The sequence below is a fragment of the Lentzea sp. HUAS12 genome (assembly GCF_024125735.1).
Classification (GTDB): domain Bacteria; phylum Actinomycetota; class Actinomycetes; order Mycobacteriales; family Pseudonocardiaceae; genus Lentzea; species Lentzea albida.
Genome location: NZ_CP099738.1, coordinates 2,628,024 through 2,642,857, shown reverse-complemented (window position 1 = coordinate 2,642,857; position 14,834 = coordinate 2,628,024). Strand labels below are relative to the sequence as shown.

Below are 14,834 nucleotides of genomic sequence, written 5' to 3'. Positions count from 1 at the left end.
CGATCCGCCGGATTCACGAGGAACGCCAATCCGGTCAGGGGATCGTTTCGAACCACTCGCGTGAAGGCAACACGATCCGTTCTCATCGGCCTGGTGGCGGTGGCCGCGGCGCTGGCGGCGGGACACCTCGTCGCGGGGCTGGTGAGCCCGCTGGCGTCACCGTTCCTCGCGGTCGGCAACACGGCGATCGACCTGACCCCGCACCCGGTCAAGGACTTCGCCATCCGCACGTTCGGCGAGAACGACAAGGTGGTGCTGCTGGGCGGCATGGCCGTCGTGCTCGCGGTGCTCGGCGTGGTGGCGGGACTCCTGTCGCGCCGCAGCCCGTGGCCCGGCACCGCGCTCGCCGGGGTGCTGGGGCTGCTCGGGATCGCGGCGGTGCTGGCCAGGCCGACCACGACCGGGTGGTCGGTGATCGCCCCGATCGCGAGCCTCGTGGCCGGTGTCGTGGTCTTCCGCTGGCTGTGGTCGCTCGCCCCCGCCGAGGTGCCGGGCAGGCGGAAGTTCCTGCTGACGACCGCCGCGATCGCCGCGGGGGCCGGTGTCTCGGCGGTGGCGGGGCAGTTCCTCGCCGGACGGGTGGACGTCGAGGCGTCGCGGCGCGGCATCACGTTGCGGCCGCGGGACAAGGCTCCGGAGATCCCGTTCGGCGCCGACTTCTCCCGCGAGGGAACGCCGACCTTCCTGACACCGAACGAGAAGTTCTACCGCGTCGACACCGCGCTCAGCATCCCCCGCCTGCGGGCGGAGGACTGGCGGTTGCGCGTGCACGGCATGGTGGACAACGAAATGGTGCTCACCTACGACGACCTGCTGCGGCGTCCGCTGGTGGAGAAGACCATCACGCTGGTCTGCGTGTCCAACGAGGTCGGCGGACCGTACATCTCCACCTCGAACTTCATCGGCGTCTCGCTGCCCGACCTGTTGCGCGACGCGGGGGTGCGCCCCGGTGCCGACCAGCTCGCGACGCGCAGCGTGGACGGCTGGACGTGCGGCACGCCGGTCGAGTCGATCATGGCGCCCGGCTCGAACGCCTTGCTGGCCATCGGGATGAACGGCGAACCGCTGCCGCTCGAACGCGGATTCCCGGTCCGCATGGTCGTTCCCGGCCTCTACGGCTACGTCTCCGCGACGAAGTGGTTGGTGGACGCGGAACTCACGACCTTCGACGCGTTCGACCCGTACTGGGCCCAGCGCGGCTGGGGGAAGAAGGCCCCGGTCAAGGTCATGTCGCGGATCGACCGGCCGAAGTCGTTCGAACGCGTGCCGGCGGGCAAGTTCGTCGCCGCGGGAATCGCGTGGGCGCAGCACGTCGGCATCGACCGAGTCGAGGTCCGCGTCGACGGCGGCCCGTGGCAGGAGGCGACGCTCAGCACCGAGGTCAACGTCGACACCTGGCGGATGTGGCGCATCGAGCTGGACCTGAAGGAAGGCAACCACACCGTGGAATGCCGTGCCACCGACCGCAAGGGCTACACGCAGACCAACGAGCGCGCCGCCCCGATCCCGGACGGCGCCACCGGCTGGCACTCGATGGTCTTCACGTCGGTCGCCGGTTCTTGACCGTGCCAGTGCACCAATCCGTTCCCGCACCGGCACCGAATCACCAGCAACAGAGCCCGAAAACCCTTGGGAGATGTCCTGTCATGAACAAGACCGTCCGCAACACCGTCCTGGCCCTCGGCGCCGCCTCGCTCGCCCTGTTCGGCGCGGCGTGCGGCTCGGGCGACATGGCCAGCAGCGGCAGCAGCTCGTCCGCCGCCGCACCCACTTCGATGGCTCCGTCCTCGTCGGCCATGGCGGACCCGGCGGCGAACCTGGTGGGTCCTGGCTGTGCCGACTACGCGAAGCAGGTCCCGTCCGGTGCCGGTTCCGTGAGCGGCATGGCCGCCGACCCGGTCGCCACCGCCGCGAGCAACAACCCGCTGCTCACCACGCTCGTCAGCGCGGTGTCGGGCAAGCTGAACCCGAAGGTCAACCTCGTCTCGACGCTGAACGGCGGCGAGTTCACCGTGTTCGCGCCGGTCGACTCCGCGTTCGCCAAGATCGACGCGGCGACGATCGAGACGCTCAAGACGGACGACGCGCTGCTGACCAAGATCCTGACCTACCACGTCGTCCCCGGCCAGATCACGCCCGACAAGATCGCGGGCGACCAGAAGACCGTGCAGACCGGCACCGTGAAGGTCACCGGCTCCGGCGACGCCATCAAGGTCAACGACGCCAACGTGATCTGCGGCGGCGTGAAGACCGCCAACGCCACCGTGTACCTCATCGACTCGGTGCTGATGCCCGCCTGACATCTCCAGGGCAACGGCATCGCGGCTCCGGGAACCACGCACACGGCGTGGTTCCCGGAGTTCTAGCGATCGCCGAGCTGTCCCATGTGGACTGTCAGCGTGCCCTCGGACGAGAAGATGGCGTGGTTCTCCGGTTCCCGGATGACGACCACGACCGCGGTGTCGGGGTTGACCGGCCGCAGCGCGCGGGTGATCAGGAACGCGTTGAGGTCGTCCGGCACGGCGATGACGACCCGGTCGGCGAGGTCGGCGGCGGCTTCGTCGAGGGCGCATCTGTCCCGCCCGTCCCCGACCACCGCGGTCGCACCGTTGGCCGCGGCCTCGGCGGCCGCGAGGAAGTCGGTGTCCAGCACGGTCAGCCGCGCGTCCGGCTGAGCCTCCAGCACGGCGTTGACGGCACGGCGCCCGGTGTCGCCGTAGCCGATGACGAGGATGTGATCGGTCACGACCGGTGATTCGGCGCCCGCGTGGAAACGGATTGGCGTCCGATTCAGTGAAGGTCGACGCTCACGACCGGTGACCCCGTCGGACCGGGTGACCCACCGACCGGCTCGACGGTGAGCAGCGCCTCGGCCGCACCGTTGACACCGCTGGTCAGCAGCGAGATCACCTCGCCGGCCGGACTCGTGCCCGCCGACCGCGGCCCGTGGCCGTCCACCAGCCACAGCTGGTAGACCCGGCCGTGCGGCAGCGGGGGCAGGTGCTCCGCCAGGAAGAGCATCTCGTCCCGGCTGCTCGACATCGCCACCGTGCCCCGGGACCGCCCGGCGACGAGCCGCAGGTCCGGCGCCGCCAGCAGGTCACCGACACGGGTGCGCGGAGCGGTGGCCACCGGCGTGACGGTCGACGTCGACAACGCGCCGTACGTGCCGGCCACGACCGCGGCGGCCACGCAGGCCACCGAGATGAGCGCGGCCGCGCGGCGCAGACCCTGGCGCCGCGAGGACACCGTCGAGACCTCGGTGACCGCGGGTATCTGGCGCGCGAACCGGACGGCGTCCAGCACGCGCGGCCGGAGGTCACCGGGAACGGCCTGGGCGACCGCCGCGCCGAGCCGGGCGGCGGTGTGCTGCAGGCCGGCCAGTTCTGCGGTGCAGCTGGGGCAGCCGCTCAGGTGGGCCTCGAACTCCGTCCGCTCGGCGTCGGGCAGCGCACCGAGTGCGTGAGCACCGGTCGGCAGGTGCGGGTCGAGCGCACGCGTCATTCCCGGGTTCACGGTGCTGGTTCGGAACCGTCCGATGACCGGATTGCCGCCGGGGGCGGCGAAGTTGGAGTCCGAAGTGGACACCACCCGGGCGGGTGCGGTCGGGGGTGCCGGTCCCGTCACCGGCGGCGCGTGACCCGGCCCGGTTCGTGCCGCAGGTCCGCGAGGCCGCCCCGCACGTCGTCGATCGCGATCTGCTCGGCCGCCGCGGAGTCACCGGACCGCAGGGCCCGGACGAGCGCGCGGTGCGTGGTGTAGCGGTCGAGACCGAACCGGTGGTCGGCGCGCGCCCGTTCGAGCGTGCGGGTGCGGCGCTCGGCTCTGGTGAAGACCCTGGTCTGCTCGAGCAGCCTGACCAGGACCGCGTTGCCCGCGCAGGCGGCCACGGCGTCGTTGAAGCGCTGCATGGTGTCGAGCAGGGTGTTGAGGTGCTTCTCGACGGGGCGGTCCTCGGCGTCGCGCTGCTTGATGACGATCAGCAGGTCGTCGGCCTCGTCGAGGATCGCGTCGAGGTCGTCCAGCTGGGCCGTGGTCGCGTGGCGGGCGGCGAAGCGGGCGATGAGGCCGCGCAGCGCGATCTCCACCTCGGCCAGGTCCTCGACGGCGGTGCTGCCGATGTCCGCGACCACGACGGTGCGCGGGCCGGTCCTCCTGATCAGGCCGTCCTGCTCCAGGCGGCGGATCGCCTCGCGGACGGGGGTCGGGCTCATCGAGAGCCGTTCGGCGAGGCCGCGTTCGGTGATCTTCTCGCCGGGTGCCAGCTCGCCCGCGCTGATGGCGTCCCCGACCGTGCGGTAGGCGCGGTCGGCCAGCGTCTCGCGCGGATCTTCGTCGGCTGTCACGGGAGCCGATACTACGTCAACGAGCTAAGCTATTGCTTGACGGTTTTGCTATAGCATCCTAGTTTGTGGCGACACGTTCCCGAGCCAACGGAGGCTCTCGTGCCAGCACTCACCGCGGACAGGCGGCTCACCCGGCGCATCACGTTCTTCGTGGCGCTCGCCGTGTTCGCCCAGGAGGCGACCTGGGACTTCTACGACGCGCAGGTGCCCCCGCTGCTGCGCGAGCACATCGCGAGCACGGCACTGGTCGGTCTGCTCATGGGCATGGACAACCTGCTCGGCATCTTCGTCCAGCCGTGGATCGCCAACCGGTCGGACAACACCCGCACGCGGTGGGGCCGCCGGATCCCCTACCTCGCGGTGGGCATGCCGCTCGCCGCGGTGCTGTTCACGCTGATCCCGCTGGCGACCGCGCTGCCGTCGCTGATCGCGGTGATCTTCGTGTACGCGCTGGTGGGCAACAGCTTCAAGCCGATCGCGCAGGCGTTGCTGCCCGACTTCATCGAGCCGGAGCGGCGGGGGAGGGCCAACGCCGTCGTCAAGATCGCGTCCGGGCTCACCGTCATCGTGTCCGCGCTCGTGAGCGCGCTGCTGGTGGACGAGCACCCGAAGCTCGCGTTCACCGTGCCCGCACTGCTGATGCTGGCGTGCACGGCGGTCCTCGTCTGGCAGGTGCGGGACAACACGTCGAGGGGCTACCAGCTCTCGCTCACCGAGGACTCGACCGACGAGCCCACCGCCCGCCTGCTCGACGTCGTGAAGGACATCTTCGGCGACCGCGACCGCAGCCGGCTCCTCGTCGTCACCGCCGTGCTGCTGTTCGCGTCGGCCTGGTTCTCGTCGCGGTCGCTCTTCACGCCGTACGGCATGGAGGCGCTCGGCCTGACCCGCGGCCAGGCCGGGTCGCTGACGTTCCCCAGCGGCATCGCGTTCCTCGTCGCCGCGTACCCCGCCGCGCTGCTCGCCGAACGCATCGGGCGCGTCCGCACCATGACCATCGGCATGACGGTGTTCGGTGTCGCGCTCGCGTGCGGCACGCTCGTGCCGACCCCCACCGCCACCGTGGTCGCCTTCTGCGTGGCGGCGGCCGGGGCGTCCGGTTTCCTGATCAACGCCGCCGTCGTCCTGTGGAACCTGGCGCCGTCGGCTCGCGTGATCGGCGTCTACACGGGCCTCTACACGGTGAGCTGGGCCGCGGGCGGGTTCGTCGGGCCGGGCATCGTCGGCGCGATGGTCGACGTCACCGGCTGGCGGTACATGCTCCTCGACATCGCGCTGGTCACCGCGCTGGCCACCGCCGCGATCCTGCGCGTCGGCGTCCTCGTGCGCCGGCACGCGACCTCTCTCTGAACACCTCCGAAAGGATCTCGCTCATGAAAGCCGTCCGCGTCCTGTCGCCCACGGGCATGCTCGGCGCCGGGTTCGCGCAGTCCACGGTGGACCGCGGACTCGAGCTCGGTGCCGACGTGATCTCCGTCGACGCGGGCTCGACCGACTCCGGCCCGCACTACCTGGGTTCCGGCACCCCCAAGACGACTGCCGCCGCGGTCGCGAGGGACCTGCGCGTCCTGCTGCGCGCCGCCGCGCAGGCGGGCATCCCGCTGGTCGTCGGGTCGTGCGGCACGAGCGGCACCGACTCGGGTGTCGACTGGGTGGCCGGGATGGTCGAGGACATCCTGTGCGAGGAGGGCCTCGACCTGTCGGTGGCGACGATTCGCAGCGAACAGCGCGCCGACTTCCTCAAGGCCCGCCTGCGCGCCGGGGCCGTGCACCCGCTGGCACCGGCCCGCGAGCTCGACGAGGCCACTGTGGACAGTTGCACCCACGTGGTCGGCATGATGGGCCACGAACCCATCGAGGAGGCCTTGCGGGCCGGAGCCGACGTCGTCCTCGCGGGCCGCGCGACCGACACCGCCGTCGCGGCCGCGTTCCCGTTGATGAAGGGCATGCCCGCCGGGCCGTCGTGGCACGCGGCGAAGATCGTCGAGTGCGGCGGCCAGTGCACGACGAACCCGCGCACGGGCGGTGTGCTCGCGACGATCGACGAGGACGGCTTCACCATCGAGCCGCTCGACCCCGACGCCGCGTGCACGCCGATCTCCGTGGCGGCGCACATGCTCTACGAGACGGTGAACCCGTTCCGGATGCGCGAGCCCGCCGGTGAGCTCGACGTCGAGCACGCCACCTACACGGCGCTCGACGACCGGCGCGTCCGCGTCGAGGGATCGCTGTTCCACCTCGCGGACCAGCACACGGTCAAGCTGGAGGGCGCCAGGATCACCGGCTACGAGACCATGTCGTTCACCGCCATCCGCGACGAGCACATCCTCGCGAACATCGAGGCGTGGACCAAGCTGTTCGACAAGATCTTCACCGAGCGCGTCGCCCAGACGCTCGGGCTCGACGGCAGCGAGTACACCTACGACCTGCGCCGCTACGGCTACGACGCGGTCCTCGGTGACCTCGAACCCGCGAGCCGTCCGCCGCGTGAGATCGGTGTGATGCTGCTCGTCCGCGCCGCGACCCAGGAGCTCGCGACCGCCGCCGCCAAGGTCGCGAACCCCCTGATGCTGCACCTGCCGACGCCCGACATGGACTACCTGCCGAGCCTGGCGTTCGCGACGTCCCCCGCCGAGACCGAACGCGGACCGGTCTACGAGTTCGTGCTCAACCACGTCGTCGACACCCGCACCCCCACCGAGATGTTCCGCATCGACCTCCGGAAGGCCCGCACCCATGACTGACCAGAGCACGCCGACCTTCGGGGACCTCGCGCTGGAGGTCCGGTCCAAGAACGCCGGGCCGTTCTGGGTCACGATGGAGCTGTTCATGCGCGACGAGGCGGGGTACGCCCTGGCCGCGGCGCCGGAGAACGTCAACGAGGACGTCATCGCGGCGCTGTACGCCGTGCGCGCCGAGGACGTCCAGATCTTCCGCATCCCGGCGCTGAAGGTCGTCAAGATCTCGTTCCCCAGGCCGGTGTCCCAGGCCGGGCTGCACGACCGCGACGTGCACGCGGGACAGCACCACGTCCCGCTGGCGGCACTGCGCCCCGTCTCGCCCGAGCCCGTGTGAGGCGGGTGGCGGCACGACCCTAAGATTGCGCGACTCAACACGTGTTGAGCGCGGGGGCTCCCGTCGGAGCAGGGGGAGGTGCCGTGCACGCGGATTCCGGTGGTCCGTCGCTGAGACGGTGGTCGGTGTGGATCTCCGTGGCGCTGGTCGCCGTGCTGCTCGCGGCGACCACGGCGGTGCTGCTCGCCATCAGCGACCTCTCCCAGGCGCGGTCGCGGCTGCTCGACGTGGTGGGCCCCGCGGTCGTCAGCGCGCAGCAGCTCGGGGCCGACCTGGTCGACCAGGAGAACGGCGTCCGCGGCTACGTGCTCAGCGGCAGCGCCGACTTCCTCGAACCCTACGAGAACGGGCTCGACCGCCAGTCGGCCGCACGCGCGACCGTCGTCGCGCTGAACACCCCCAAGGTGGCTGAGGGCGTGAACGCCGTGGACGCGGCGCTCGCGGCCTGGCGCAGCGAGTACGCCGACCCCGCGATCGCGGCCGTCCGCGCGGGCACCCCGGTGCCGGACGACGCGGTGGGCAAGCAGCGGTTCGACGCCGTCCGCGCCGCGCTGTCGACGTTGCAGGCGGAACTGGCCGTGCAGCGCACCGAGGGACGGGCGGCGCTCAACGACTCGGCCACCGGGATGGCGGTCACCTGCATCGTCGCCCTGGCGGTGCTGCTGATCGCCGTGCTCGGTTGTGTCGCGGCGATGCTCGTGTACGTCGTGCGACCGTTGAGCAGGCTGCGCGAGCACGTCGGGCAGGTGGCCGGGGGCGACTTCGCGCACGTGGTCACCGCGTCGGGTCCCCAGGAACTCCAGGTGCTCGGCCACGACGTCGACAAGATGCGCGTCCGGATCGTCGACGAGCTGGACCAGGCGCAGGAGCGCAACGCCGCCCTGGACGCCGCCACGGAGGACCTGCGCCGCTCCAACACCGAGCTGGAGCAGTTCGCCTACGTCGCCTCCCACGACCTGCAGGAACCGCTGCGCAAGGTCGCGAGCTTCTGCCAGCTGCTGGAGAGGCGCTACCGCGACAAGCTCGACGAGCGCGGCATCCAGTACGTCGACTTCGCCGTGGACGGCGCGAAGCGCATGCAGCGCCTCATCAACGACCTGCTCGCCTTCAGCCGCGTCGGCCGCCACCGCGACGAACAGGTGGTCGTCGCGGCCGCCGACCTCGTCGAGGAGGCGCGCGGCAACCTCTCCCACGTACTGGAGGAGTCCGGCGCCGTGGTCGAGGTCGGCACGCTGCCGGAGGTCCAGGGCGAGGCCCGCCTGCTGACGGCGGTGTTCCAGAACCTCATCGGCAACGCCGTGAAGTTCCACGGCGACCAGCCCCCGCACGTGTGGGTCGACGCCGAACCCGGTGAGGACGGCATGTGGGAGTTCTCGGTGCGCGACAACGGGATCGGCATCGAGGAGCAGTACGCCGAGCGGGTCTTCGTCATCTTCCAGCGGTTGCACGCCAAGGAGACCTACCCCGGCACCGGCATCGGGCTGTCGATGTGCCGCAAGATCGTCGAGCACCACGGCGGCCGCATCTGGCTCGACACCACGGCCACCGGCGGCACCACGTTCCGCTTCACCCTGCCCGGGGCGGACGCGGACGTCACGGTGCCGGTCGGCTGAGCTCCCCGATCAGCACAGGCGCGCCCGTCCTCGCCACGACGTCCTCGGCCGTGCTGCCCGGTGCGAGCTCGACCAGGCGGAAAGCGCCGTCCTCGACGTCGAGCACGGCCAGGTCGGTGATGACCCGCGAGACGATCCCGCGTCCGGTGAGCGGCAGGGTGCAGGTCTCGACGAGCTTGGCGTCGCCGTTGCGGGCGTTGTGCTCCATCAGGACGATCACGCGACGGGCGCCGCTGACGAGGTCCATGGCGCCGCCCATGCCCTTGACCACGGCGCCGGGCACCATCCAGTTGGCGAGGTCACCGCGCGCGGAGACCTGCATGCCGCCGAGCACGGCGGTGTCGATGTGGCCGCCGCGGATCATCGCGAAGCTGGTGGGGGAGTCGAAGAACGACGCCCCGGGCAGCACGCTCACGGTCTGCTTGCCCGCGTTGATCAGGTCGGGGTCGACCTCGTCGTCGTAGGGGAACGGGCCGACGCCGAGGATGCCGTTCTCCGCGTGCAGCGTCACGGTCGACCCCGCCGGCAGGTGGTCGGGGATCAGCGTCGGCAGGCCGATGCCCAGGTTCACGTACTCGCCGTCGCGCAGTTCCAGTGCGGCGCGGGCGGCCATCTCGTCGCGGGTCCAGGCCATGTCAGTTCGCCTCCTGGCGGGCGCGGGTGGTGCGCTTCTCGATGTCCTTGCGCGAGGCCTGTTCCGGGGTCAGCGCGACGACGTTCTGCACGAACACGCCGGGCAGGTGCACCTGGTCGGGGGCGATCTCGCCGACCTCGACGACGCGTTCGGCCTCGACGACGGTGAACCGGCCGGCCATCGCGGCGGCAGGGTTGAAGTTGCGGGCGGCGGCGTGGAAGACGCAGTTGCCCGCGCGGTCGGCGACGGCGGCCCGGATCAGCGCCACGTCGGTCACGATCGACTCCTCCAGCACCATGTCCCTGCCGTGGAAGGTGCGGACCTCCTTGGGAGGTGAGGAGAGCGCGACGGTGCCGTCGGGGTTGTAGCGCCACGGCAGACCGCCCTCGGACACCAGCGTGCCGACACCGGTCGGCGTGTAGAAGGCGCCGATGCCGGAACCCCCGGCACGCATCCGTTCCGCGAGTGTCCCTTGTGGAGTGAGCTCGACCGTCAGTTCGCCGTTGAGGTACTGGCGGGCGAACTCCTTGTTCTCGCCGACGTAGGACGCGATCACGCGGCTGATCCGGCGGGCTTCGAGCAGCAGGCCGAGACCGGCGCCGTCCACACCGCAGTTGTTGGACACGATCGTGAGGTCGTCGGCGCCCTGCTCCAGCAACGCCTCGATCAGGAACCACGGGATGCCCGCCAGGCCGAAGCCGCCGACCGCGACGCTGGCGCCGGAACGGATGCCCGCCACGGCTTCGGCCGGTCCGCCGACCACCTTGTCCAGGCTCATGAACGGCTCTCCTTCGTCAGGTGGTCGATGATCGCCGCCGTGATCTGGGCGGGCTGCTCGGCGTTGGCGAGGTGGGCGGCCTGCGGGACGACGAGGAGCCGGCCGTCCTGGACCGAATCGGTGATCTCCTCGAGGTGGTGCGGTGGTGTCGCCGGGTCGTCGGCTCCCGCGATCGCCAGCGTCGGCGCGGTGATCCGGTGCAGGTCCGCGCGCTGGTCCATGGCGGCGATCGCCTCGCAGCAGCCCGCGTACCCCTCGGCCGGGGTCGCCGCGACCATCGCCTCCCACCGCGCGCGATCTCCGTACGCGGGGGTGAACCACCGTTGGACGACGGCCTCGGCGACCGCCTGCGTGCCCTCCGCGCGAACGAGAGCGGCGCGGTCGGTCCAGCCGCTCGCCGGTCCGAGGTGGGCGCTCGTGCACAGGACGGCGAGCCGGTCGACGCGTTCGGGATTCCGGGCGGCGACGCGCAACGCGGTCATGCCGCCGAGCGACAGCCCGACCAGATGAGCCCTGTCGGCGCCCACCTCGTCGAGCAGGGCGACGAGGTCGTCGGCCAGCGCGTCGATCGTGGCCGGGCCGGGGAGAACGGGAGAGCGCCCGTGGCCGCGGGTGTCGTAGCGGACCACCCGGAAGTGCTCTTCGAGCGCGGGAACGTTGGCGTCCCACATCTCCAGTGCCGAGCCGAGCGAACCGGAGAGCACGACCGTCGGCCCGCCGGGCCTGCCGGTGACGACGTGGTGGAGGCTCATGAGCGCACCGCCTCGAAGACCGCGGCGAGGCCCTGGCCGCCGCCGATGCACATCGTCTCCAGGCCGTAGCGGCTGCCGCGGCGGCGCATCTCGTGCGCGAGCGTGGCGAGGATGCGCGCGCCGGTCGCGCCCACCGGGTGGCCGAGCGAGATGCCGGATCCGTTGGGGTTCAGGCGCTCGTCCGCGGGGTCGAGCTTCCACTCGCGCAGCACCGCGAGCACCTGGGCGGCGAAGGCCTCGTTGAGTTCGATGACGTCGACGTCGTCGAGGGTGAGCCCGGCCCGGTCGAGCGCGGCGGCCGAGGCGGACACGGGTCCGATGCCCATGACCTCCGGCCCGACCCCGGTCACGGCCCAGGACCTGAGCGCCAGCAACGGACGCAGGCCGCGCTTCTCGGCCTCGGCGCGGGTCGTGACCACGCACAACGCGGCGCCGTCGTTCTGGCCGCTGGCGTTGCCCGCGGTGACCGTGGACTCGGGGTCGAGCTTCAGCCGCACGGGCTTCAGCGCGGCGAGGTCCTCGAGCGTCGTGTCGGGGCGGGGGTGCTCGTCGCGGTCGACGACGACGTCGGGCCTGCCACGCCGTCCGGGAACGGTGACGGGGACGAGCTCGTCGCGGAAGTGCCCCGCCCTGTCGGCGGCACCCCAGCGCTGCTGCGACCGCACCGCCAGTTCGTCCTGCTCGGCGCGCGAGATGCCGTACTCGCGCCGGAGGTTCTCGGCGGTCTCGAGCATGCCGCCGGGCACCGGGTGGAACCGGCCACCCGCGGTCTCCCTGGCGCGGTCGAGGCGGTCGACGAGCGGGATCCCGCCGCTGCGGACACCGGTGCGGAGGTTCAGCGCGTAGTGCTCGACCTGCGACATCGACTCCGCGCCCCCCGCCACGACGATCTTGGCCGCGCCGGTCGCGACCTGCCCGGCGGCGTACAGCACGGCCTGCAGCCCGGACCCGCAGCGCCGGTCGATCTGCACGCCCGGCACCCGCGTGCCGAGACCCGCGTCCAGCGCCGCCACCCGCCCGATCGCGGGCGACTCGCCGTTCGCGTAGCTCTGGCCGAGCACGACGTCGTCGACGTCGCCTTCGGTGAGACCTGTCCGGTTCACGAGCTCCTTGAGCACGGTGGTGGCGAGGTCGGCGGCGCTGAGCGAGGAGAGCGCCCCGCCGAACCGCCCGACCGGGGTCCGCAGGGGCGAGCAGAGGACGACATCGGTCATGCCCCCGACGCTAGGCCTGTGCGGCGATATACAGAAATACTCATTTCGTGATCGGTGAGACTCTGGGAGTATCAATCGGGTGGAACTCCGCCACCTGCGCTACTTCGTCGCGGTCGCCGAGGAACGGCACTTCGGCCGGGCCGCCGCCCGCCTCAACATGGCGCAACCACCCCTGTCCCAGCAGATCCAGCAGCTGGAAGCCGATCTCGGCGTCACACTGCTGCACCGCACGACCCGCAAGGTCGAGCTGACCGGGGCCGGCGCGGTCTACCTGGAACGAGCCCGAGCCGTCCTCGCCGCCGTGGACGACGCCGCCGCCGAGGCCCAGCGGGTGGCGAAGGGACTGCAGGGCCGCCTGGTCGTGGGCTGCGTGGGCTCCGCGACCTACAGCCTCCTGCCCGCCTTCGCCCGAGCGCTTCGCGACGCGCTCCCGGCCGTCGACTTCGCCTTCCGCGGCGAGATGCTGGCACCCGACCAACTCGACTCCCTGCTGGGCCGCCGCATCGACCTCGCCCTGCTGCGCCCGCCGGTCGAGCACACCGCGGTGCGCGTGACCGCGGTCCGCCGCGACAAGCTGATCGTCGCCCTGCCGGAGGACCACCCGCTGGCGCGCCGGAAGCGGCTCGCGGTGACGGACCTGCGCGCGGAGGACCTGATCGTGCACGCGTCCCGGGGCCGGTCCGTCATGCACGGCATCGTCACGGACCTGTGCCGGTCGGCGGGGTTCGAGGCGCGGATCAGGCACGAGGTGGCGGAGACGTCGACGCTGGTCACGTTCGTGGCGTCGGGGCTGGGCGTGGCGGTGGTGCCGGCGCCGGTGGCGGAGCTGGGGGTGCCGGGGACGACCTACCGGCCGCTGACGGGGGAGCAGGGGGTCGACCTGGTGGCGGCGGTGCGGGCGGACGACGACTCGCCGGTGCTGGCGCGGGCTTTGGGGTTGTTGGAGCGGTGGCGGGTGGGGACGAAGCCGCGGAGGCGGTGAGGCCGCGGTGGTGGGGTGGAGCCGCGGGAGCGGTGAGCTTGGTGTGGCGGGGCCGAGCTCGGGAGGCGATGCGGCTGGTGTGGTGGGGGCGAAGCACCGAAGGTCGTGAGGCTGCGCGTGCGACCCGCCGGCCCACCGGCCGGTGTGGCGTCGCGGGTCGAGGCGAGCTGACAGCAGGCCCGGACATTTCTTCACCGTGTGGAATCCTGCTGGTCAGAGCGCCAACAACGCCCTCATTGGCGGCCTCGCTCATGGTCGCGGGCGCCGCCCACCCCTTGTGCCGTTCCTCCATCCGTGCCTATATTTGCCACATCAACCTCATGTAAGCGCTTACATAACAGCAAGTGACATGTAAGCGCTTACATGCAACAGACTGCGACAACGAGGTGGCAGGCAGCACGATGGCCAAGCAGCAGACCTCTTCCGAGGCCAAGCCGGCGGGGGCGACGATCTACGACGTCGCCGGGCGCGCCGGCGTCAGCATCGCCACCGTCTCGCGGGTGTTGCAGGGTGCGACGGTCGTCGCCGAGACCACCCGGCAGAAGGTGCTCGCAGCCGTCGAGGAGCTGGGGTACGTGCCGCTCGGGGCGGCGCGGAGTCTGGCGGTGCGGCACCACGAGGCGCACGGGCTGGTGCTGCCGGAGCTGTCCGGTCCCTACTACGCCGAGCTGCTCATGGGGTTCGAGGCGCGGGCCGCCGAGCTGGCGCAGTCGATCGTGCTCGTGCTCACGAACAGCCGCACCGACCTGGCCGCGGCGGTGCGGCAGCTCGCGACGAGGGTCGACGCCATCGCGGTGCTCGGGTCGCCCGCCATCTCGGGTGACGTGGTGCGGTTGTTGCGCGCCAAGAAGCCCGTCGTCGTGATCGCCGGGGAGCCGCACGACGGCGTCGAGACGATCGCGGCGGAGAACCTGGAGAGCGCGCGGGAGCTGGCCGGGCACGTGCTGGGCCACGGCCGGGAGCGGGCGTTGTTCGTCGGGGATCCGGACACCGGGCCCGACATCCGCCACCGGTACGCGGGGTACGTCGCCGCGCACGAGGAACGCGGGCTCGTCCCCGCCGAACCCGTCCGCGTCGCGTTGAGCGAGGCCGACGGCACCGCGTTCGCGCAGCGGCTCCTCGGGAACGAGTACGACGCCGACGCGTTGATCTGCGCGAACGACGAGCTGGCGTTGTCGATCATGACGACGCTGCAGGACGCGGGCAGGGACGTGCCGGGCGAGATCGCGGTGACCGGCTGGGACGACGTCATGACGTCGCGGTACGTGCGGCCCGGCCTCACGACGGTGCGTCAGCCGGTCCAGGAACTGGGTGCGCTGGCCGCGAACCGGCTGCACGAACTCGTGAGCGGGGAACCGCCGCAGGCGCAGGCGCGGATGCTGCCGACGCAGCTCGTCGTGCGCTCGTCCTGCGGCTGTCCGACCGCCTGACCACTGTCCA

The 14,834-nt window shown here is 71.6% G+C and carries 15 protein-coding genes; 8 read left to right on the top strand and 7 right to left on the bottom strand.

Annotated features, from left to right (window positions below; all coding sequences use genetic code 11):
• The first annotated feature begins 60 nt into the window (after positions 1–60).
• A complete protein-coding gene (locus tag ND450_RS11665; protein ID WP_089918044.1) occupies positions 61–1,563 on the top strand; it encodes a molybdopterin-dependent oxidoreductase in 1,503 nt (500 codons plus the stop codon).
• Positions 1,564–1,646: 83 nt separating this feature from the next.
• On the top strand, positions 1,647–2,300 hold the full coding sequence (locus ND450_RS11660; protein ID WP_253326161.1) for a fasciclin domain-containing protein: 654 nt from the start codon (positions 1,647–1,649) through the stop codon (positions 2,298–2,300).
• A gap of 62 nt (positions 2,301–2,362) precedes the next feature.
• Here ND450_RS11660 and ND450_RS11655 read toward each other — a convergent pair whose 3' ends face one another.
• From ND450_RS11655 to ND450_RS11645, 3 genes are all read right to left on the bottom strand, one after another.
• Entirely contained in the window at positions 2,363–2,746 is a 384-nt protein-coding gene (locus ND450_RS11655) for an NAD-binding protein (protein WP_253326160.1), read from the bottom strand.
• Positions 2,747–2,790: 44 nt separating this feature from the next.
• Entirely contained in the window at positions 2,791–3,504 is a 714-nt protein-coding gene (locus ND450_RS11650; RefSeq protein WP_253326159.1) for an anti-sigma factor domain-containing protein, read from the bottom strand.
• Between the two features lie 119 nt (positions 3,505–3,623).
• A complete protein-coding gene (locus ND450_RS11645; RefSeq protein WP_253326158.1) occupies positions 3,624–4,346 on the bottom strand; it encodes a GntR family transcriptional regulator in 723 nt (240 codons plus the stop codon).
• Positions 4,347–4,445: 99 nt separating this feature from the next.
• On the opposite strand from ND450_RS11645, the gene ND450_RS11640 reads away from it, so the two are divergent.
• The 4 genes from ND450_RS11640 (at position 4,446) to ND450_RS11625 (ending at position 9,034) form a co-directional block, all read left to right on the top strand.
• A complete protein-coding gene (locus tag ND450_RS11640; RefSeq protein ID WP_253326157.1) occupies positions 4,446–5,696 on the top strand; it encodes an MFS transporter in 1,251 nt (416 codons plus the stop codon).
• 23 nt (positions 5,697–5,719) lie between these two features.
• Positions 5,720–7,090: an acyclic terpene utilization AtuA family protein gene (locus ND450_RS11635; RefSeq protein ID WP_253326156.1), complete on the top strand. Its 1,371-nt coding sequence runs from the start codon at positions 5,720–5,722 to the stop codon at positions 7,088–7,090.
• Positions 7,083–7,421 carry a DUF4387 domain-containing protein gene (locus tag ND450_RS11630; RefSeq protein ID WP_253326155.1) on the top strand — a complete coding sequence of 113 codons (339 nt, stop codon included), beginning with the start codon at positions 7,083–7,085 and terminating at the stop codon, positions 7,419–7,421. Before ND450_RS11635 ends, ND450_RS11630 begins: the two co-directional genes overlap by 8 nt.
• Positions 7,422–7,504: 83 nt before the next feature.
• Complete coding sequence (locus tag ND450_RS11625) at positions 7,505–9,034, top strand: ATP-binding protein (protein WP_253326154.1); 1,530 nt, start codon at positions 7,505–7,507, stop codon at positions 9,032–9,034.
• Here ND450_RS11625 and ND450_RS11620 read toward each other — a convergent pair.
• The 4 genes from ND450_RS11620 to ND450_RS11605 are packed head-to-tail and all read right to left on the bottom strand — an operon-like array spanning position 9,015 to position 12,412.
• On the bottom strand, positions 9,015–9,668 hold the full coding sequence (locus tag ND450_RS11620; protein WP_253326153.1) for a 3-oxoacid CoA-transferase subunit B: 654 nt from the start codon (positions 9,666–9,668) through the stop codon (positions 9,015–9,017). The two genes, ND450_RS11625 and ND450_RS11620, sit on opposite strands and share 20 nt — an antisense overlap.
• A gap of 1 nt (position 9,669) precedes the next feature.
• Positions 9,670–10,446 (bottom strand): CoA transferase subunit A, encoded by a 777-nt coding sequence (locus ND450_RS11615; protein WP_253326152.1) that lies wholly within the window; start codon positions 10,444–10,446, stop codon positions 9,670–9,672.
• Positions 10,443–11,198, bottom strand: a complete 756-nt coding sequence (gene pcaD / locus ND450_RS11610; protein ID WP_253326151.1) for a 3-oxoadipate enol-lactonase — start codon at positions 11,196–11,198, stop codon at positions 10,443–10,445. The genes ND450_RS11615 and pcaD overlap by 4 nt, the downstream gene beginning before the upstream one ends.
• Positions 11,195–12,412: an acetyl-CoA C-acetyltransferase gene (locus ND450_RS11605; RefSeq protein ID WP_253326150.1), complete on the bottom strand. Its 1,218-nt coding sequence runs from the start codon at positions 12,410–12,412 to the stop codon at positions 11,195–11,197. Before ND450_RS11605 ends, pcaD begins: the two co-directional genes overlap by 4 nt.
• A 79-nt stretch (positions 12,413–12,491) precedes the next feature.
• Here ND450_RS11605 and ND450_RS11600 point away from each other — a divergent pair, with 79 nt between their 5' ends.
• Positions 12,492–13,394 (top strand): LysR substrate-binding domain-containing protein, encoded by a 903-nt coding sequence (locus tag ND450_RS11600; RefSeq protein ID WP_253326149.1) that lies wholly within the window; start codon positions 12,492–12,494, stop codon positions 13,392–13,394.
• Between the two features lie 401 nt (positions 13,395–13,795).
• Positions 13,796–14,824: a LacI family DNA-binding transcriptional regulator gene (locus tag ND450_RS11595; RefSeq protein ID WP_253326148.1), complete on the top strand. Its 1,029-nt coding sequence runs from the start codon at positions 13,796–13,798 to the stop codon at positions 14,822–14,824.
• The last annotated feature ends 10 nt before the right edge of the window (positions 14,825–14,834 follow it).

Excerpts from the sequence above, each read along its gene's own strand:
- ND450_RS11650 (WP_253326159.1), bottom strand. The coding sequence starts at position 3,504 with ATGACGCGTGCGCTCGACCCGCACCTGCCGACCGGTGCTCACGCACTC.
- ND450_RS11605 (WP_253326150.1), bottom strand. The coding sequence starts at position 12,412 with ATGACCGATGTCGTCCTCTGCTCGCCCCTGCGGACCCCGGTCGGGCGG.
- ND450_RS11630 (WP_253326155.1), top strand. The coding sequence starts at position 7,083 with ATGACTGACCAGAGCACGCCGACCTTCGGGGACCTCGCGCTGGAGGTC.
- ND450_RS11615 (WP_253326152.1), bottom strand. The coding sequence starts at position 10,446 with ATGAGCCTGGACAAGGTGGTCGGCGGACCGGCCGAAGCCGTGGCGGGC.
- ND450_RS11620 (WP_253326153.1), bottom strand. The coding sequence starts at position 9,668 with ATGGCCTGGACCCGCGACGAGATGGCCGCCCGCGCCGCACTGGAACTG.
- pcaD (WP_253326151.1), bottom strand. The coding sequence starts at position 11,198 with ATGAGCCTCCACCACGTCGTCACCGGCAGGCCCGGCGGGCCGACGGTC.
- ND450_RS11595 (WP_253326148.1), top strand. The coding sequence starts at position 13,796 with ATGGCCAAGCAGCAGACCTCTTCCGAGGCCAAGCCGGCGGGGGCGACG.
- ND450_RS11635 (WP_253326156.1), top strand. The coding sequence starts at position 5,720 with ATGAAAGCCGTCCGCGTCCTGTCGCCCACGGGCATGCTCGGCGCCGGG.
- ND450_RS11660 (WP_253326161.1), top strand. The coding sequence starts at position 1,647 with ATGAACAAGACCGTCCGCAACACCGTCCTGGCCCTCGGCGCCGCCTCG.